Source organism: Actinomadura sp. B10D3 (genome assembly GCF_039871695.1).
GTDB lineage: Bacteria > Actinomycetota > Actinomycetes > Streptosporangiales > Streptosporangiaceae > Spirillospora > Spirillospora madurae.
Map to the genome: position 1 here is coordinate 190290 of NZ_JBDPLY010000008.1, position 21266 is coordinate 211555.

Consider the following 21266-nt stretch of genomic DNA (forward strand, 5'->3'; position numbering starts at 1 on the left):
CCCGGAAGGGACTCGGGGTGAAAGGGGACGGGGAAACCCGGTCAGTTCTGTGGTCATTCTCTTTGAATTTCTGCATCCCGGCGCCTTGCCGGTCCCGATGCCAGGCGTAATGCGAGTCCCCTGCGATCCCGAAAGTGCCGCTTGATGTCCACCAAGTACGTTCCTCTTTCGGCCGCCCAGAAGAGCGTCTGGTACGCGCAGCAACTGGCGCCCGAGACGCCGATCCACATCGCGCAGTACATCGAGATCGAAGGCCCGGTCGACCACGAGCTGTTCGACCGGGTGGCGCGCAGCGCCGTCCACGAGGTGCCGGCCCTCACCGCCCGGCTGGCCGAGCTGGACGGCGTGCCGCACCAGATCCTGGACCCGGACGCGACCGCGACGATCCCGCTCGTCGACCTGTCCGGCGAGCCCGACCCGGAGGCCGCCGCGCGGGCGTGGATCAGGGGGCGGATGGCGGCGCCGCTGCCGCTGGACGCCGACCGGCTGTACGTCACGGCCCTGCTGCGCCTGTCCGCGGACCGGCACTGGTGGTTCATCCGCGCGCACCACGTGATCCAGGACGGCCACAGCGGCTCGCTGATCAGCCGCCGCGCCGCCGAGGTGTACACGTCGCTGGCGAACGGCGGCGAGTACGTCCCCGCCGAGCTCGGCGACTACCGGAAGGTTCTGGCCGACGAGGAGGCCTACCGGGCGTCGGAGAGGTTCGAGCGAGACCGCGCCTACTGGACCGAGCGGTTCGCCGACAAGCCGGTCGCGGTGTCGCTCGCGGAGGAGATGGCCGAGCCGACCGCGGACTACCTCAGCCTGGTCACGGTCGTCCCGCCGGACGAGACCGCCGGGCTGGCCGCGGGCGCCCGCCGGCTGCGCACCGCCACGCAGGGCCTCGCGATCGCCGCGACCGCCGCGTACGTGGCGCGGATGACGGGCACCGAGGACGTCATCCTCGGCCTCGCCGTCACCGGCCGCACGTCGCAGGTGGCGCTGGACACCCCGGCGATGCTGGCCACGATCCTGCCGCTGCGGGTGCGCGTCCGCCCGGACATGACGGTGGAGGACCTCGTCCGCACGGTGACGCGGGCGACCGCGCGGGCCCTGCGCCACCAGCGGTACCGGCGCGAGGACCTGCTGCGCGACCTGAAGCTCCTCGGCGAGCGCCGCCGCCTCTACGGGCCCGTCATCAACGTCATGGCCTTCGACTACCGGCTGGACTTCGCGGGCCTGCCGGCGAAGATGCACGCGATCACGATCGGGCCGATCGACGACCTGTCGATCAACATCTACGACAACTTCGACGGCGCCGGCATGCGCATCGACTTCGAGGCGCACCCCGACCTCTACACCGCGGACGAGGTCTCCACGCACCGGGACCGCTACGTCCGGTTCCTGCGCACCCTCGGCGACGCCGACCCGTCCACCCCGCTCCGCGAGGTCGAGCTGCTGGACGACGCCGAGCGCTCCCTCGTCCTGGACGAGTGGAACGACACGGCGGTGCCCGTCGAGCCGGCCGTCGTCCCCGAGCTGGTCGAAGCGCAGGCCGCCCGGACACCGGACGCCACCGCCGTCGTCGACCGCGGTACCCGGCTCACCTACGCCGAGCTGAACGCCCGCGCGAACCGCCTCGCCCGCCATCTGGTCGGGCGCGGGGTCGGCGCCGAGGACTTCGTCGCCCTCGCGCTGCCGCGCGGCGCCGACCTGGTCGTGGCGGCGCTGGCCGTGCTGAAGGCGGGCGCCGGATACCAGCCGATCGACCTGGCGTACCCGCCCGACCGCATCGCCTACATGCTGGAGGACGCCGCCCCCGCCTGCGTCATCACCGCCGGCGGCGCCGCGCTGCCCGGCGGGACGCCCCGCGTCGAGCTCGACGCGCTCTCATTCGAGGGGCTCTCCGAGAAGGACGTCACCGACGCCGAACGGGTCCGGCGGCTGCGTCCCGCCAACCCGGCGTACATCATCTACACGTCCGGCTCGACGGGCCGCCCCAAGGGCGTCGTCATCTCCCACGCCAACCTCGTCGACTTCTGCGCCGAGTCGATGGAGCGCTACGGGCCCGGCAGCATGCGGCGGGTCCTGTTCTCCACGTCCCTCAACTTCGACGTGTCGGTGTTCGAGTGGCTGGTGCCGCTCACCGTCGGCGGCGAGATCGAGGTCGTCCGCGACCTGCTGGAGATCGCCGAGCGCGGCGGCTGGTCCGGGTCGCTGATCAGCGGCGTCCCGTCGGTGGTCGCGGTGCTGCTGGCGCGCGTCGGCCGGGACGGCGCCGGCGCCGCGGGGGCGTCCCCCCAGGTCCGGCTGGAGGCCGAGTACGTGGCGCTCGGCGGGGAGGCGCTGCCGCCGCAGCTCGTCCGGGACCTCCGGGCGCTGCTGCCGGACGCCCGGATCTCCAACATCTACGGCCCCACCGAGGCGACGATCTTCGTCACCGGCTGGCACGACGACGGCAACGCCGAGGGGAACGCGCCGATCGGCCGCCCGATGGCCAACACCCGCGCCTACGTGCTGGACGACCGGCTCAAGCCCGTCCCGGTCGGCGTGCCGGGCGAGCTGTACGTCGCGGGCGACGGCCTGGCGCGCGGCTACCTGCGCCGCCCCGGCCTGACCGCGGACCGGTTCGTCGCGTGCCCGTACGGCGGACCCGGCGAGCGGATGTACCGGACGGGCGACCTCGTCCGCTGGAACCGCGCCGGGCACATCGAGTACCTGGGCCGCCTCGACCACCAGGTGAAGGTCCGCGGCTTCCGGATCGAGCTGGGGGAGATCGAGGCCGCGCTGTCGGCCCACCCCGCCGTGAAGCAGAGCGTGGTCGTCGCCCGCCGGGACGCGGTCGGCGACACCGTCCTCGCGGGGTACGTCGTCGGCGCCGCCGGTCCCGCCGAGCTGCGCGCGTTCGTCGCGCGGACGCTGCCGGACCACATGGTGCCGTCCGCGATCGTCGTGCTGGACGCCATGCCGCTCACGCCGAACGGCAAGCTCGACCGGGCCGCGCTGCCCGAACCGGACTTCGCCACCGGCCTCACCGCCCGCGGGCCGCGCGACGCCCGCGAGGAGATCCTCTGCGGGATCTTCGCGAGCGTCCTCGGCCTGGAGCGCGTCGGCGTCGACGACGGGTTCTTCGACCACGGCGGCGACTCCCTGAAGGCGACCCGCGTCGTCGCCCGCGCACGCGCCGCGCTGAACGTGGAGCTCCCGGTCCGGGCCCTGTTCGAGGCGCCGACGGTCGCGGGCCTCGCCGAGTACATCGCGTCCGCCGGCGCCGCGGAACGTCCCGCGCTGCGGGCGGCGGAACGCCCCGTGCCGCTGCCGGTGTCGCACGCGCAGGAGCGGCTCTGGTTCCTGAACCGGCTCGAAGGGCCCACCGCCACCTACAACCTGCCGATCCCGCTGCGGCTCACCGGCGCGGTCGACCGGGACGCGATGCGGGACGCGCTGCGCGACGTCGTCGCCCGGCACGAGTCGCTCCGCACCCTGTTCGGCGAGGCCGACGGCGAGCCGCACCAGGTGATCCTCGCGCCGGACGAGGCCGAGCCGCGGCTGGAGGTCACCGAGCCCGACGACCTCCAGAGCGCGCTGTTCAGGGACGCCACCCGCGGCTTCGACCTCGCGAGCGACCTCCCGGTGCGCGCCCACCTCTACCGCCTGGGCGAGGACGAGCATCTGCTCCTCATCGTCCTGCATCACATCGCCGGCGACGGCTGGTCGATGGCGCCGCTCGCCCGGGACGTCATCACCGCCTACCTGGCCCGCCGCGGCGGCGCCGCCCCCGGGTGGGCGCCGCTCGGCGTCCAGTACGCCGACTACGCGCTCTGGCAGCGCGAGCTGCTCGGCGACGAGAACGACCCGGGCAGCCTCGCCGCGCGCCAGATCGCCTACTGGAAGGACGCCCTCGCCGGGCTGCCCGACCAGATCAGGCTGCCGCACGACCGCCCGCGCCCCGACCGCGCGTCCTACCGGGGCGGGCAGGTCGCCTTCGAGCTCCCGGCGGAGCTGGCGGAGGGGCTGCGCACGCTCGCCCGCGACCACCAGGTCAGCGTGTTCATGGTCCTGCAGGCCGCCTACGCGGCCCTGCTCACCCGGCTCGGCGCCGGGACGGACGTGCCGATCGGCTCGCCCGTCGCCGGCCGCACCGACGAAGCCCTGGACGACCTCGTCGGCGTCTTCGTCAACACCCTGGTGCTGCGGACCGACACCTCCGGCGACCCCTCGTTCGCGGAGCTGCTCGCCCGCGTCCGGGAGACCGACCTCGCCGCCTACGCGCACCAGGACGTCCCGTTCGAGCGGCTCGTCGAGGTGCTCAACCCGGTCCGGTCGCTGGCGCGGCACCCGCTCTTCCAGGTCATGCTGACCCTGCAGAACAACCCCGAGGCGTCCGTCGAGCTGCCCGGCCTGGACGTCGCGGTCGAGCCGGTGGACGCCGGCGTCGCGAAGTTCGACCTGGAGTTCCTCCTGGAGGACGCCGCCGACGGCTCGGGCGGGTTCGCGGGAACCCTCGAATACGCGCTCGACCTGTTCGACCGGGCCACGGCCGAACGTCTCACCGGCCTGTTCCGGCGGACGCTGGAGGCCGCCGTCGCGTCGGGCGGCACGGTCACCGTCGAGGGGCTGGATCTGCCCGGCGTCGAGGCCGCCGAGGACGGCCCGGTGGACAAGCGGCTCGTCGCGTACGTCGTCGCGGCGCCCGGCATGACGCCCGATCCCGAGGAGCTGCGCGCCCACGTCCGCGAGAGCCTGCCCGAGTCGATGGTGCCCGCCGCGATCGTCGTCCTGGACGAGATGCCGCTGACCCCGAACGGCAAGGTCGACGTCAAGGCGCTCCCGAAGCCGGACCTGGCGATCGTTCCGGCGACCGACTACCGCGCCCCGTCCGGGGATACCGAGCGGGCCGTCGCCGCCGTCTTCGCCGACCTGCTCGGCGTGGACCGGGTCGGCGCCGACGACGACTTCTTCGCGCTCGGCGGCAACTCGCTCGTCGCGATGCGGGTCGTCAGCCGGATCCGCCGCATGCTCGACGTCGAGCTGCCCGTCCGCGCGCTGTTCGAGGCCCCGACCGTGGTGGGCCTCGCCGCGGTGCTGGGCGGCGGCGCCTCACCCGGGCGCCCGCCGCTGGAGCCGCGGGACCGCCCCGAGGTGATCCCGCCGTCGTACGCGCAGCAGCGCCTCTGGTTCCTCAGCCGGTTCGAGGGGCCGTCCGCGACCTACAACATGCCGGTCGCGCTGCGCATCCGCGGGCCGCTGGACGCGGACGCGCTCCGCGCCGCCGTCGGCGACCTCGTCGCCCGGCACGAGTCGCTCCGCACGATCCTGCCGGACGCCGGGGGAGTGCCCCGCCAGCTCATCCTGGACCCGGCCGCCGCCCGGCCCGAGCTGGAGGTCACCGAGACGACCGAGGCGGAGCTGCCGGCGCGGCTCGCCATGGCCGCCGGGTACGCCTTCGACATCTCCGCCGAGCCGCCGCTGCGCACCCACCTGTTCCGGGTCGGGCCGCGGGAGCACGTCGTGCTGCTGCTCATGCACCACATCGGCGGCGACGGCTGGTCGATGGCGCCGCTGGCCCGCGACTTCATCACCGCCTACGCCACGCGGGCCGGGGGCCACGCGCCGCAGTGGGCGCCGCTGCCGGTCCAGTACGCCGACTACACGCTGTGGCAGCAGGATCTCTTCGGTTCGGAGGACGACCCGGACAGCCTGATCTCCAAGCAGATCGCCTACTGGCGGGACGCGCTGGGCGGGCTGCCGGAGGAGCTGGCGCTTCCGGCCGACCGGCCGCGTCCGGCGGAGGCGTCCTACCGGGGCGGGACGGCCCGGTTCCGGCTGGGCGCGGACGTTCACGCCGGCCTGCTGAAGATCGCGCAGGAGACCGGGGCCAGCCCGTTCATGGTCGCCCAGGCCGCGTTCGCCGCCCTGCTCACCCGGCTCGGCGCCGGGACGGACGTGCCGATCGGCTCGCCGATCGCGGGCCGCACCGACGAGGCCCTGGACGACCTGGTCGGCATGTTCGTGAACATGCTCGTCTTCCGGACCGACACCTCCGGTGACCCGACGTTCCGGGAACTGGTCGGGCGGGCCCGGGAGACCGGCCTCGCCGCGTACGCGCACCAGGACGTCCCGTTCGAGCGGCTCGTCGAGGTGCTCAACCCCCCACGCCACCTGGCCCGCCACCCGCTGTTCCAGATCGGGCTCACCTTCCAGAACAATCCCGGGGCACGGCTGGAGATGCCCGGCTTCAGTGCCGAGCCGGAGCCGCTGAGCGCGGGCGTGTCCCGGTTCGACCTGCTCATGATCCTCACCGAGCGGGAGGACGGGCTCGACGGCGAGCTGGAGTACGCGCTCGACCTCTACGACCCGTCCACCGCGCAGCGCCTCATCGAGCGTTTCGAGCGGTACCTCGCGGCGCTCCTCGCCGACCCGGACGCGCCCATCGGGTCCGCCGACGTACTGGCGCCGGAGGAGCGGTCCCTGATCCTCGGTGAATGGGCCGGTGGCGACGCGCCCGCCGGGGAGCGGGGGACGATTCCGGCGTTGTTCGAGGCGCAGGTGTTGGTTCGTCCGGATGCGGTGGCGGTGTCGTTCGAGGGTGTGTCGTGGACGTATGCGGAGGTGAATGGGAGGGCGAATCGTCTTGCGCGGCGGTTGGTCGCGCGGGGTGTGGGTCCGGAGCGGTTTGTTGCGTTGGCGTTGCCGCGTTCGGTGGATCTGGTGGTGGCGATCCTGGCGGTGTTGAAGGCGGGTGCGGCGTATGTGCCGATCGATCCGGACTATCCGGAGGATCGGATCGCCTACATGGTGCGGGACGCTGAGCCGGTTCTGACCCTTGGCCCAGAAGACCTCGACGCGACCGGCTTCGACGACACGAACCTTGGTCTTGACATCTCTCCGGAGCATCCGGCGTACGTCATCTACACGTCGGGTTCGACGGGGCGTCCTAAGGGTGTGGTGGTTGCGCATCAGAACGTGGTGCGGCTGTTGCGCTCTACGGAGGGGTGGTTCGGTTTCGGGTCGGATGATGTGTGGACGTTGTTCCACTCTTACGCGTTCGATTTCTCGGTGTGGGAGCTGTGGGGGTCGCTGCTGTACGGCGGTCGACTGGTGGTCGTTCCGTACTTGACGTCTCGTTCTCCGGAAGACTTCCTTGCTCTTCTGGAGCGGGAGCGGGTCACGGTCCTGAACCAGACGCCGTCGGCGTTCTATCAGTTGATGGCGGCCGATCGAGAGCGCCCGGGTGCTGATCTGGCGTTGCGGTACGTGGTGTTCGGTGGTGAGGCGCTGGATCTGGGTCGGTTGGAGGACTGGTACTCCCGGCATGGGGAGGATGCTCCGACGCTGGTCAACATGTACGGGATCACCGAAACGACGGTGCACGTCTCCTACCTCGCGCTCGACCGCGCCTACGCGGCGACCGCACCTGGCAGCGTGATCGGTGTCGGCATCCCCGACCTGCGCATCTACGTCCTGGACGACCGTCTCCAGCCGGTCGCGCCCGGTGTCGCCGGTGAGCTGTATGTGGCTGGCGCGGGCCTGGCGCGGGGCTATCTGAACCGTCCTGGCCTGTCAGCGGAACGGTTCGTCGCCGACCCGCACGGTGAGCCCGGGACTCGTATGTATCGGACGGGTGACCTCGGCCGTTGGCTGAAGGACGGCCGTCTCGAATATCTGGGCCGTGCCGATCAGCAGGTTCAGTTGCGCGGTTTCCGGATCGAGCCGGGTGAGATCGAGTCGGTCCTGACCAGGCACGAGACCGTCCACGGTGCTGCCGTCATCGTTCGGGACGACCGGCTCATCGCCTATGTGGTGGGCAACGACGTCGACTCGTCCGAGCTGCGCCGCCATGCGGGCGAGCATCTGCCCAGCCACATGGTTCCCGCGGCCGTTGTTGAGTTGGACGCCCTGCCGCTCACCGCGAACGGGAAGCTGGATCGCAGGGCGCTGCCCGATCTCGACTTCACCGCCAAGGTGTCGTCCCGCGCCCCGCGCACTGCCGAGGAGGAGACCCTCGCGGGGTTGTTCGCCGAGGTGCTCGGCCTGGAGCGGGTCGGGGTCGATGACGGGTTCTTCGATCTGGGCGGTGATTCGATCATCGCCATCCAGTTGGTCTCCCGGGCCCGCCAAGCGGGCCTGGTCATCACACCGCGCGATGTGTTCCAGCATCAGACCGTCGAGGAACTGGCCGCGACCGCCACACCGGTCGGCGAAAACGAGCGGATCGAGACGGAACCGCCCGGCGCCGGTGTCGGGCCCGTCCCGGTCACCCCGATCGTCGCCTGGCTTCGCGAGCGGGTCGGCGGCGACGCGTCGCTGATCCGGCGCTTCCACCAGTCGATGCTGCTGCGCACCCCGCCCGACCTCGGGATCGAGCGGCTCACCGCCGCCTTCCAGACCCTCCTGGACCACCACGACATGCTCCGGCTCCGCCTGGACGTGGACGGCGGGCACTGGCAGCCGGTCGTCCGCCCGCCGGGCTCGTCCGATGCGCGGGACCTGGTCACCCGCGTCGACGTCGCGGGTCTGGACGCCGACAAGCTCTCCACCGTCATCGCCGAGCAGGCCGCCGCCGCCCGCGACCGCCTCGACCCGTCCTCCGGAGCGGTCGCGCAGCTCGTCTGGTTCGACGCGGGCCTGGAGCAGGGGCGCCTCCTCGCCGTCCTCCACCACCTCGTCGTGGACGGCGTGTCCTGGCGGATCCTCCTGCCCGACCTCGTCACCGCCTGGGCCGGGGGAGAGCTCCAGCCCGTGGGGACGTCGTTCCGCCGCTGGGCGCAGAAGCTCGCGGCCGTCGAGCGGAGCGCGGACCAGGTGGAGGACTGGCTCGACATCGTCGACGGCCCGCCGGCGAACCTCGCGCACCGCCCGCTGGACCCGCGCACGGACGTCGCGGCCCGCGCCCGCTCGCTCACCCTCGACCTGCCCGCGGACGTCACCGGGCCGCTGCTCACCGACGTCCCCGCGGCCTTCCACGGGCGGGTCAACGACGTGCTGCTCACCGGCCTCGCCGTCGCTCTCGGCCAGAGGCGCAGGCGGCACGGCGGGCGCGGCACCGGCGTCCTCGTCGACCTCGAAGGGCACGGCCGCGACGCCGTCGTCCCCGGCGCCGACGTCTCCCGCACGGCCGGCTGGTTCACCTCGATCCACCCCGTCCGGCTGGACGCGGGCACCGCGACCGGCGGTGCCGCCGTCAAGAAGGTCAAGGAGCAGCTCAGGGCGGTCCCGGACGCCCTCGGCTACGGGCTGCTGCGGTACCTCGACGCCGACGCGGAACTGGCCGAGGCCCCGCCCGCGCAGATCGCGTTCAACTACCTCGGCCGCGTCGACGGCGGCGACGAGGGCGGCGACTGGACCCTCGCCGCCGAGGAGCTGCCCGCCGGCGAGGACCCGCGCATGCCGATGGCGCACGTCCTGGAGATCAACGCCCTCGCCCGCGACCTGCCCGGCGGGCCCGAGCTGTCGGCGACCTGGACGTGGCCGGGCGGGCTGCTCGACCCCGGCGACGTCCGGGAACTGGCCGAGGGCTGGTTCGCGGCGCTGCGCGCCCTGGTCGCGGACGTCACCGACGGCGCGGCCGGCGGCTTCACCCCGTCGGACCTGCTCGTCGACCTGGACCAGGGCGAGATCGACAGGCTGCAGACCGCGTGGAGGCAGAAGTGGTGAACCGGGGTGATCTCGAAGACATCCTGCCGCTGTCACCGCTCCAGCAGGGGTTCTTCTTCCACGCCCTGTTCGACTCCGGCGACGGCGACGTGTACACCGCGCAGATCGCCCTCGACCTTGAGGGGCCGCTGGACACCGCCGCGCTGCGGACCGCCGCCGGGACGCTCCTGCGGCGGCACGCCAACCTGCGCGCCGCGTTCTGGCACGAGGACCTGTCGCGTCCCGTCCAGGTCGTCCCGCGCACGGTCGAGCTACCGTGGGAGGAGATCACCGCGTCCGGCGCCGAGGCGGACGCCGTCGTCGCGCGGGAGCGGGCGCGCGGCTTCGACATGACCTCGCCGCCGCTGCTGCGGTTCGTGCTCGTCCGGATGGGGCCGGAGCGGTTCAGGCTCGTCCTCACCAACCACCACATCCTGCTGGACGGGTGGTCCACGCCGATCCTCGCGACCGAGCTGTTCCTGCTCTACATGCAGGGCGGTCACGACACGGGGATGCCGCGCGTCACCCCGTACAAGGACTACCTGGCGTGGCTCGCGCGGCAGGACCGGGCCGCCGCCGAGGAGGCGTGGCGCCGCGCTCTCGACGGCGTGGAGGAACCGAGCCTCGTCGCCCCCGAGGCCGCCGCCCGCGCCCCCGAACGCCCCGAGCGGACCGTCACCGAGCTGGACGGGCGCACCACGCGCCGCCTCACCCGCGTGGCCCGCCGCCACGGCGTCACGCTGAGCACCGTCCTGCAGGGCGCGTGGGGCATCGTCCTCGGGCGCCTCCTCGGGACGAGCGACGTCGTGTTCGGCGCGACCGTGTCCGGCCGCCCGCCCGAGCTGCCCGGCATCGAGCAGATGATCGGGCTGTTCATCAACACGCTGCCGGTCCGCGTCCGGTACCGCCCGGACGAGACGCTCGGCACGCTGATGGAGCGGCTCCAGGACGAGCAGACCGAGCTGCTCGCCCACCACCATCTCGGCCTCACCGACATCCAGCGCGCGGCGGGCCACGGCGGTGCGCTGTTCGACACGATGACGGTGCTGGAGAACTACCCGTTCGACCCGTCCTCGATGGACGGGTCCCTCAACGGCGTCCGCATCATCGAGGCCGACTCCTACGACGCGACCCACTTCCCCCTGTCGTTCGTGGCCGTGCCCGGCGAGAGGCTGTCGCTCCGCCTGCACTACCGGCCCGACGTCTTCGAACACCCGGTCGTCGAGTCCCTGCTGGCCCGCGTCCGGCGTTTCCTGGAGGCGTTCGCCGAAGACGCCGGCCGCCCGATCGGCGGCGTCGGCCTCGCCGGCGACGCCGAACGCGCGGCCCTTGCCGCCTGGAACGACACCGCCGCCGACGTCCCGGAGGGGAGCCTCCCGGCCCTCTTCGAGTCCCAGGCCGCCCGCACCCCGTCCGACATCGCCCTCGTCTGCAGCGACACGCGCCTGACCTACGCCGACCTGAACGAGCGCGCCAACCGCCTCGCCCACGAGCTCATCGCCCGGGGCATCGGCCCCGAGGACCGCGTCGCGCTCGTCCTCCCGCGCACTCCCGACATCGTCGTCGCGATCCTGGGCGTCCTCAAGGCGGGTGCGGCCTACGTGCCGATCGACCCGGAGTACCCGTCCGAGCGCATCGCCTACATGCTGGACGACTGCCGCCCGGCACTCTCCATCACGGCCGACGACTTCCCGGACACCGCCGGGCGGCCCGCGCACGACCCGTCCGACGCTGAGCGGGTGCGGCCCCTGCGGGCGGCGAACAGCCTGTACGTCATCTACACGTCGGGGTCCACCGGGCGGCCCAAGGGCGTGACGATTCCACACGCGGGACTGCTCAACTACTTCGAGGCGCACCGCGACACGTTCATCGATCCGGCGATCGAGGCCGCCGGCGGGCGCAGGATGCGGTTCGCCCATCTGGCGTCGTTCTCGTTCGACACGTCCTGGATGGGCCTGCTGTGGATGATGTACGGCCACGAGCTGCACCTCATCGACGACGAGACCCGCCGCGACGTGGACGCGTACACGGCGTACGTGGCGCGCGAGCGGATCGACCTGGTGAACACCACCCCGTCGCACTTCACGTCCCTCCGCGAAGCGGGCCTCCTGGACGACGACGGCAGGCACCTGCCCGCACACCTGCTCCTCGGCGGCGAGGCCATCGGCGAGAGCCTGTGGGCCGAACTCCGCGCGATCCCCGGGCTCACCACCCGCAACCTCTACGGGCCGACCGAGTCGACGATCGACACGATGAACCAGGTGGTCGCGCGCAGCGAGCGCCCGGCCGTCGGCGCCCCCCAGCGCAACACCCGCGCGTACGTGCTGGACCCGGCGCTCCAGCCCGTCCCGCCCGGCGTCCCCGGGGAGCTGTACCTGGCCGGGGCCCAGCTCGCTCGCGGGTACCTCGACCGGCCGGGCCTGTCCGCCGAGCGGTTCGTCGCCGACCCGTTCGGCGCCCCCGGCGACCGTATGTACCGCACCGGCGACCTGGCCCGATGGCGCCCGGACGGGACGATCGAGTACCTCGGCCGCACCGACGACCAGGTCAAGATCCGGGGCTACCGGGTCGAGCCGGGCGAGATCGAGAGCGTCCTCGCCGGATGCCCCGGGGTCGCGCAGGCCGCCGTGATCGTTCGCGAGGACCGGCCCGGGGACCGGCGCCTCGCCGCCTACCTCGCCGGGCCCGGCGTCGACGTCGCCGCCGTCCGCCGGTACGCGGCCGAGCGGCTCCCCGACTTCATGGTCCCGGCCCTCACCGTCCTGGACGCCCTGCCGCTCACCGTCAACGGCAAGCTGGACCGGTCCGCGCTGCCCGCCCCCGACGCGGCCACGCCCGCCGCCCGGGCGCCCCGCTCGCCGCAGGAGGAGATCCTCTGCGGGCTGTTCGCCGAGGTCCTCGGCGTGCCACGGGTGGGCGTGGACGACGGGTTCTTCGACCTCGGCGGCGACTCGCTCACCGCGACCCGGCTCGTCAGCAGGATTCGGTCCGCGCTGGGCGCCGAGCTGCCCGTCCGGGCGCTGTTCGAGGCGCCTACCCCCGCCGGCCTCGCCGGACGCCTCGCGGACGCGGCAGGCGACGTCCGCCCGCCGCTCGTTCCGGCCGAGCGCCCCGACGTCGTCCCGCTGTCGTACGCGCAGCAGCGGCTCTGGTTCCTCAACCGGTTCGAGGGCGCGTCGGCGACGTTCAACATGCCGGTCGCGCTGCGCCTCACCGGGGCGCTCGACCTGGACGCGCTGCGGGCGGCGCTCGCCGACGTCGTCGCCCGGCACGAGTCGCTCCGCACGATCTTCCCGGACGGGACGGGCAGCGCCCGGCAGCTCGTGCTCGACCCGGCGGACGCTTGCCCCCGCCTCGACGTCACCGAGACCGGCGAGGACGCGCTGCCGGCGGCGCTCGCCGCGGCCGCCGGGCAGGGCTTCGACCTGTCGGTGGAGCCGCCGCTGCGGGCGCGGCTCTTCGCGCTCGGCGACGACACGCACGTCCTCGTGCTCGTCCTGCACCACATCGCGGCGGACGGCTGGTCGATGGCGCCGCTCGCCCGCGACGTGGTCCTCGCCTACGCGGCCCGCGCGGAAGGCCGGGCGCCGCAGTGGGCGCCGCTGCCGGTCCAGTACGCCGACTACACGCTGTGGCAGCGCGAACTGTTCGGTTCGGAGGACGACCCGGACAGCCTGATCTCCAAGCAGATCGCCTACTGGCGGGACGCGCTGGGCGGGCTGCCGGAGGAGCTGGCGCTTCCGGCCGACCGGCCGCGTCCGGCCGAGGCGACCTACCGGGGCGGAACGCACGCCTTCGACCTGGACGCCGACCTGCACGCCGGGCTGCTGGCCCTGGCCCGTGAAAGCGGCGCGAGCCTGTTCATGGTCATGCAGGCCGCCTACGCGGCCCTGCTCACCCGGCTCGGCGCCGGGACGGACGTGCCGATCGGCGCTCCCATCGCGGGCCGCACCGACGAGGCCCTGGATGACCTGGTCGGCATGTTCGTGAACATGCTCGTCCTGCGCACCGACACCTCCGGTGACCCGACGTTCCGCGAGCTGATCGCGCGGGTGAAGGCGACCGACCTCGCCGCGTACGCGCACCAGGATCTGCCGTTCGAGCGGCTCGTGGAGGTCCTGAACCCGGCGCGGTCGATGGCGCGGCACCCGCTGTTCCAGGTCGTCCTGTCCTTCCAGAACAACCCCGGGGCACGGCTGGAAATGGACGGCCTCACCGGCGGCGCCGAACCCCTCACGGCGGGCGTGGCCAAGTACGACCTGTCCCTCTACCTAGAGGAACGGCACGGCGACGACGGGGCGCCCGGCGGGATCGAGGCCGGTCTCGAATACGCCCTCGACCTCTTCGACCCCGGCACCGCGCAGACGATCGCGGAGCGCTTCGAGCGCCTCGTCCGCGAGCTCGTCGCCGACCCGGACGCGCCGGTCACGGCCGCCGAGATCCTCGACCGGACCGAGCGCCGCACCCTCCTGCGCCGTTGGGCCGGTGGCGACGCGCCCGCCGGGGAGCGGGGGACGATTCCGGCGTTGTTCGAGGCGCAGGTGTTGGTTCGTCCGGATGCGGTGGCGGTGTCGTTCGAGGGTGTGTCGTGGACGTATGCGGAGGTGAATGGGAGGGCGAATCGTCTTGCGCGGCGGTTGGTCGCGCGGGGTGTGGGTCCGGAGCGGTTTGTTGCGTTGGCGTTGCCGCGTTCGGTGGATCTGGTGGTGGCGATCCTGGCGGTGTTGAAGGCGGGTGCGGCGTATGTGCCGATCGATCCGGACTATCCGGAGGATCGGATCGCCTACATGGTGCGGGACGCTGAGCCGGTTCTGACCCTTGGCCCAGAAGACCTCGACGCGACCGGCTTCGACGACACGAACCTTGGTCTTGACATCTCTCCGGAGCATCCGGCGTACGTCATCTACACGTCGGGTTCGACGGGGCGTCCTAAGGGTGTGGTGGTTGCGCATCAGAACGTGGTGCGGCTGTTGCGCTCTACGGAGGGGTGGTTCGGTTTCGGGTCGGATGATGTGTGGACGTTGTTCCACTCTTACGCGTTCGATTTCTCGGTGTGGGAGCTGTGGGGGTCGCTGCTGTACGGCGGTCGACTGGTGGTCGTTCCGTACTTGACGTCTCGTTCTCCGGAAGACTTCCTTGCTCTTCTGGAGCGGGAGCGGGTCACGGTCCTGAACCAGACGCCGTCGGCGTTCTATCAGTTGATGGCGGCCGATCGAGAGCGCCCGGGTGCTGATCTGGCGTTGCGGTACGTGGTGTTCGGTGGTGAGGCGCTGGATCTGGGTCGGTTGGAGGACTGGTACTCCCGGCATGGGGAGGATGCTCCGACGCTGGTCAACATGTACGGGATCACCGAAACGACGGTGCACGTCTCCTACCTCGCGCTCGACCGCGTCCAAGCCGCCACAGCGCCCGGCAGTGTCATCGGTGTCGGCATTCCCGACCTGCGGGTCTATGTTCTCGATGGGCGCCTCCAGCCCGTTCCCCCTGGTGTCGCCGGTGAGCTGTATGTGGCTGGCGCGGGCCTGGCGCGGGGCTATCTGAACCGTCCTGGCCTGTCAGCGGAACGGTTCGTCGCCGACCCGCACGGTGAGCCCGGGACGCGTATGTATCGGACGGGCGATCTCGGCCGTTGGCTGAAGGACGGCCGTCTCGAATATCTGGGCCGTGTCGACCAGCAGGTTCAGTTGCGCGGTTTCCGGATCGAGCCGGGTGAGATCGAGTCGGTCCTGACCAGGCACGAGACCGTCCGGGACGCCGCCGTGATCGTCCGGGACGACCGGCTCATCGCCTACGTCGTCGCCGACGGGGTCGACACCGCCGACCTTCGCCGCTTCGCCGGACGCTCGCTGCCCGCCCACATGGTTCCCGCGGCCGTTGTCGAGCTGGACGCCCTGCCGCTCACCGCGAACGGGAAGCTGGATCGCAGGGCGCTGCCCGATCCCGACTTCACCGCCAAGGTGTCGTCCCGCGCCCCCCGCACTCCCGAAGAGGAGACCCTCGCGGGGTTGTTCGCCGAGGTGCTCGGCCTGGAGCGGGTCGGGGTCGATGACGGGTTCTTCGATCTGGGCGGTGATTCGATCATCGCCATCCAGTTGGTCTCCCGGGCCCGCCAGGCGGGCCTGGTCATCACACCGCGCGATGTGTTCCAGCATCAGACCGTCGAGGAACTGGCCGCGACCGCCACACCGGCCGGCCAAGGCGAGCGGATCGAAGCGGAACCGCCCGGGGCGGGGATCGGCCGGATCCCGGCCACCCCGATCATGCGCTGGTTCCAGGAGCTCCACGGCCCCGTCGCCGGGTACAGCCAGCGGGTCCTGCTCCAGGTCCCGCCGGACCTCGGCACCGGCAGGCTGGCCGTCGCGCTCCAGACCCTCCTGGACCACCACGACATGCTCCGGCTCCGCGTCGACGGCACCGACTTCGAGGTCACCGAGCCGGGAACCGTCGACGCCGCCGCGCTCGTCCGCCGGGTGGACGTCGCGGGCCTCGACGCCGAGTCCCTGCGGGCCGTCCTCGCCGACGAGGCGGAGGAGGCCCGCCGCCGCCTCGACCCGGCCGCCGGGACGATGGCGCAGCTCGTCTGGTTCGATGCCGGTCCGGCCGAGTCCGGGCGCCTTCTCCTGATCCTCCACCACCTGGCCGTGGACGGCGTGTCCTGGCGGATCCTCCTACCGGACCTCGTCACCGCCTGGGCCGGGGGAGACCTCGACCCCGTGCCGACCTCGTTCCGCCGGTGGGCGCAGCGCCTCGCCGCCGAGGCGTCCGACCCCGCGCGCGCGGCCGAGCCGCCGCTCTGGGACGACGTCCTCGCCACCCCTGACCCGGTCCTCGGCGCCCGCCCGCTGGACCCCGCGGCCGACACGTTCGGGACGGCGCGGCACCTCACGCTCGACCTGCCCGCCGACGTCACCGGGCCGCTGCTCACCGACGTCCCCGCCGCGTTCCACGGGCGGGCCAACGACGTGCTGCTCACCGGCCTCGCCCTCGCCGTCGCCGAATGGCGGCGCGACCGCGGCGTCACCGACGAGACGGCCGTCCTGGTCGACCTCGAAGGGCACGGCCGCGAGGAGATCGTCCCCGGTGTCGACCTGTCCCGCACCGCGGGCTGGTTCACCTCGATCCACCCGGTCCGCCTGGACGCCGGCTGGGTCGACCCCGCCGACGTCCGCGACGGCGGCCAGGCCGTCGGCACCGCCCTCAAGCGGGTGAAGGAGCAACTCCGCGAGATCCCCGACAACGGCATCGGCTACGGGCTCCTCCGCTACCTCGGCCAGGCCGTCCGCCCCGGCCGGCCTCCGCAGATCGCGTTCAACTACCTCGGCCGCTCCGCCGCGCCCGAGGCCACCGACTGGGGCCCCGCCGACCAGGCCGACGGCGCCGCCCTCGGCCCCGGCCAGGACGACGCGCTCGGCCTCGTCCACGCCATCGAGGTCAACGCGCACACCCGCGACCTGCCGGACGGCCCCGAGCTGTCCGCGACGTGGACGTGGGCGGGCCGCCTGTTCGACGACGCCGCGATCGAGGACCTCGCCGGCCGCTGGTACGCGGCGCTGCGCGGCCTGGTCGCGCACGTGACCGGCGGCGCGGCCGAAGGGCCGGTCGGCGGGTTCACCCCGTCCGACCTGTCCCTGGTCGACGTCAGCCAGGAGGAGATCGACGAGCTCGCCGCCGAGCTCGACGGCGAATGGGAGCTGGAGTGAGCACGTCGCAGCTTGAGGACATCCTCCCGCTGTCCCCGCTACAGCAGGGCCTGTTCTTCCACGCCCTCTACGACTCCGGCCACGACGTCTACACCGCCCAGATCGTGTTCGACCTGCGCGGCCCCCTCGACGTGGACGCGCTGCGCGCCGCCGCTACGACCCTCCTGCGCCGGCACGCCAACCTGCGCGCCGGCTTCCGGCAGCGCAAGGAGGGCTCGCCCGTCCAGGTCGTCCACCGGACGGTCCGCCTGCCGTGGCGGGAGGAGGACCTGTCCGCCCTGCCCGAGGCCGAGCGCGAGACCAGGGCCCGGGACCTGGCCGACGCCGAGCGCGCCCGGCCGTTCGACATGGCGAGACCGCCGCTGCTGCGCTTCCTGCTCGTCAAGCTGGCGGACGGCCTGCACCGCATGGTGTTCACCAACCACCACATCCTGCTGGACGGCTGGTCCACGCCCGTCCTGCAGACCGAACTGTTCGCGCTGTACCTCGCCAAAGGCGACGACACCGGGATGCCGCGCGTCGCCCCGTACAAGAGCTACCTCGCCTGGCTCGCGCAGCAGGACCGCGCCGCCGCGGAGGACGCCTGGCGCCGCGCCCTCGACGGCGTCCACGAACCCACCCTCGTGGCCCCCGGCGCGGGCGACCCGGGCAGCGGCGCCCCGGGGCGCGTCCGGACCCGCCTCACCGAAGAGCTCACCTCGGCGCTCAACGCCCGAGCCCGCGCCCAGGGCGTCACCCTCAACACCGTCCTGCAACTCGCCTGGGGGACGCTGCTCGGCCGCCTCACCGGCTCGACCGACGTGGTGTTCGGCGCCGCCGTCTCCGGCCGGCCGCCCGAACTCCCGGGCGTCGAGCAGATGATCGGCCTGTTCATCAACACGCTGCCGATCCGGGTCCGCGTCCGTCCCGCCGACACCGTCGCGGACGCGCTGACCCGCCTCCAGGACGAGCAGGCCGCGCTGATGCAGCACCACCACCTCGGCCTGTCCGACATCCAGCGGCTCACCGGCACCGGGACCCTGTTCGACACGATGACCGTCCTGGAGAACTACCCCTTCGACCCGGACGCCGCGGGAACCGACCTCGGCGGCCTCTCCCTCCACGACGTCGACGGCTACGACGCGTCCCACTACCCGCTGACCTTCGCCGCCGTCCCGGGCCGGGGGCTGTCCCTGCGCATCGACCACCGCGCCGACTTCTGCGGCGAAGCCGGCGCGGCCCGCCTGATGCGCCGCCTCACCCGCATCCTCGACGCCATCGCCCACCGCCCCGACCTCCCCCTCGGCCGCATCGACGTGCTGGACGAGGACGAGCGCGCCAAGGTCCTCCGCGACTGGCAGGGCCCCGCCACGGCCCGCCGCCCCGGCACCCTCACGGCCCGCTTCGCCGCGCAGGCGGCGAGGACACCGGACGCCGTCGCCGTCCGCGCGGCCGGCGAGTCCCTCGGCTACGCCGAGCTGGACGCGCGCGCGAACCGGCTGGCGCACCTTCTCCTCCGCCTCGGAGTCGGCCCGGAGACGCCCGTCGCGGTGCTGCTGGACAGATCCGCCGAAACCATCGTGGCGACGCTCGCGATCCTCAAGGCGGGCGGGGCGTACGCGCCGATCCACCCCGGCTACCCGCCCGAGCGGATGGCGTGGGCTGTCGCCGAGGTCGGAGCGCCCGTCCTGCTCGTCGACTCGCCCATGCGCGACCGCGCCGCCGGCCTCGGCACGTCCGCGCGGATCGTGGTCGTGGACGACGACCCGCGGATCGCCGCGCAGCCCGCCACCGACCCGGGCATCGAGTGCCGTCCGGAGCAGCTCGCCTGCGTGTTCTTCACCTCCGGCTCGACCGGGACACCCAAGGGCGTCATGGTCTCGCACCGCGACGCGGTCGACCTCGCCACCGACGAACGGCTCGGGAACGGGGCGCACGACCGGGTGCTCGTCCACTCGCCGCACGCCTTCGACGCCTCGACCTACGAGATGTGGACGCCGCTGCTGCGCGGCGGGACGGCCGTCGTCGCCCCGCCCGGGCCACTGGACGGCGAGGCCCTCGGAGAGATCATCGCGGCGGAGGACCTCACCGGGCTGTTCCTCACCACCACGCTGTTCAACCTCGTCGCGGACGAGCGGCCGCACGCGTTCGCCGGGCTCCGCGAGGTGCTGACCGGCGGGGAGGCGGGCTCGCCGGCCGCGATGCGCAAGGTCCTCGCCGCGTGCCCGGACACCGAGGTCTGCAACATGTACGGGCCGACCGAGGCGACCACGTACACCACCCTCGCCGAGCAGCGGGAGCCGCTCGGCGACCCGTCCGAGACGGCGCCCGCCCTCGGCCGCCCCTTCGGGGACATGCGCATGTACGTCCTCGACCAGGGACTGCGGCCCGTCCCGCCCGGCGTGGTCGGTGAGGCGTACATCGCCGGCGCCGGGGTCGGCCGGGGCTACCTGCGGCGGCCGTCGCTCACCGCGGAGCGGTACGTCGCCGACCCGTTCGGCGCGCCCGGCGACCGCATGTACCGGACCGGCGATCTCGTCCGATGGCGGCCGGACGGCAGCCTCGACTACGTCGACCGCGCCGACTCCCAGGTCAAGGTCCGGGGCTTCCGGATCGAGCTGGGCGAGATCGAGGCCGCCGTCGCCGCCCACCCGGCCGTCGCGAACGTCGCCGTTCTCGCCCGCGAGGACACCCCGGGCGTCAAGACCCTCGTCGCCTACATCATCGCCCCGGACCTGGCCTCCGAGGAGGGCGGCCCGCCACCCGCCGGTGCACAGCCCACGGTGGAAGGTCTGCGCGAGTTCGTCGCGCGGAAGCTGCCCGAGTACATGGTGCCCGCCGCGTTCGTCCGGCTGGACACCTTCCCCGTCGGGCCGAACGGCAAGCTCGACCGGCGCGCCCTCCCCGCGCCCGACCGCGAGGAGGCCGCCGCCGGACGCGCCCCCCGCACCCCCGCCGAGGAGCGGCTCTGCGCGATCGCCGCGGACGTCCTCGGCCTCGACCGCGTCGGCGCCGACGCCAGCTTCTTCGACCTCGGCGGCGACAGCATCGCCGCGCTCAAGCTCGCCGCCCGCGCCCGGAACGCCGGCATCGAGCTCACCCCGCGCGACGTGTTCACCCACCAGACGGTCGAGGCGCTCGCCAGGGCCGGCGAGCCGGGGGACCGGCTCGGTTTCGAGGTGCTGCTGCCGATCCGCACGTCCGGGACCCGGCCGCCGGTCTTCTTCGTCCATCCCGCCGGCGGGCTGGCCTGGAGCTACCTGCAGCTCCAGCGGCACCTCGGCCCCGACCAGCCGGCCTACGGGCTCCAGAACCGCGCGTTCACGCGGGACGAGCCGGCCGGCTCCGTGGAGGAGATGGCGCGCGACTACGTGGAGCGGATCCGGACCGTCCAGCCGGCCGGCCCGTACCACCTCGCGGGCTGGTCCCTCGGCGGGCTCGTCGCCTACGAGATGGCGGTCCGGCTCCAGGCCGCCGGGGAGCGGGTCGGCCTGCTCGCCATCATCGACGCCTACCACGGCCAGGACCTCGAATCCGAGCGGCGCGAGATCCTCCCCGAGCTGCTGGAGTCGATCGGCATCGACGCGACGATGGTCGCCGAGGACGGCAACCCGGACATGGCGCAGATCATGGCGGTCCTCGCCGAACGCGACGACGCCCTCGCCACCCTCGGCGAGGACGACCTGGTCAACGTCTACCGCAGCTACGAGAGCGGGCTCCGCCAGGCCGAGAGGTACCGGCCGGGACGGTTCCGCGGCGACGTCCTGTTCTTCACCGCCACGCGGGGCCGCACCGCTGCCTCGCCGACGGGGCGGTCCAACTGGGGGCCGCTCGTGGACGGCGAGATCGAGGACTGCCCGCTCGACGCCGACCACCACCTGCTCATGGAGCCGCGCCCGGCCGCCGAGATGGGCGCCGTCCTGTCCGCCAAGCTCGACAAGCTGCACAGCACGCACTGAAAGGGACGAC

General features: G+C 73.1%; 3 protein-coding genes. All 3 read left to right on the plus strand.

What is annotated here, in order from left to right; all coding sequences use genetic code 11:
• Window positions 1–144: 144 nt before the first annotated feature.
• Genes ABGB11_RS15625 through ABGB11_RS15635 form a run of 3 tightly spaced genes read left to right on the plus strand, consistent with a single transcriptional unit; the run spans window position 145 to window position 21256 of the window.
• Entirely contained in the window at window positions 145–9639 is a 9495-nt protein-coding gene (locus tag ABGB11_RS15625; RefSeq protein ID WP_347633218.1) for an amino acid adenylation domain-containing protein, read from the plus strand.
• On the plus strand, window positions 9636–17318 hold the full coding sequence (locus tag ABGB11_RS15630) for an amino acid adenylation domain-containing protein (protein WP_347633220.1): 7683 nt from the start codon (window positions 9636–9638) through the stop codon (window positions 17316–17318). Before ABGB11_RS15625 ends, ABGB11_RS15630 begins: the two co-directional genes overlap by 4 nt.
• Window positions 17315–21256, plus strand: a complete 3942-nt coding sequence (locus ABGB11_RS15635) for an amino acid adenylation domain-containing protein (RefSeq protein ID WP_347633222.1) — start codon at window positions 17315–17317, stop codon at window positions 21254–21256. The genes ABGB11_RS15630 and ABGB11_RS15635 overlap by 4 nt, the downstream gene beginning before the upstream one ends.
• The last annotated feature ends 10 nt before the right edge of the window (window positions 21257–21266 follow it).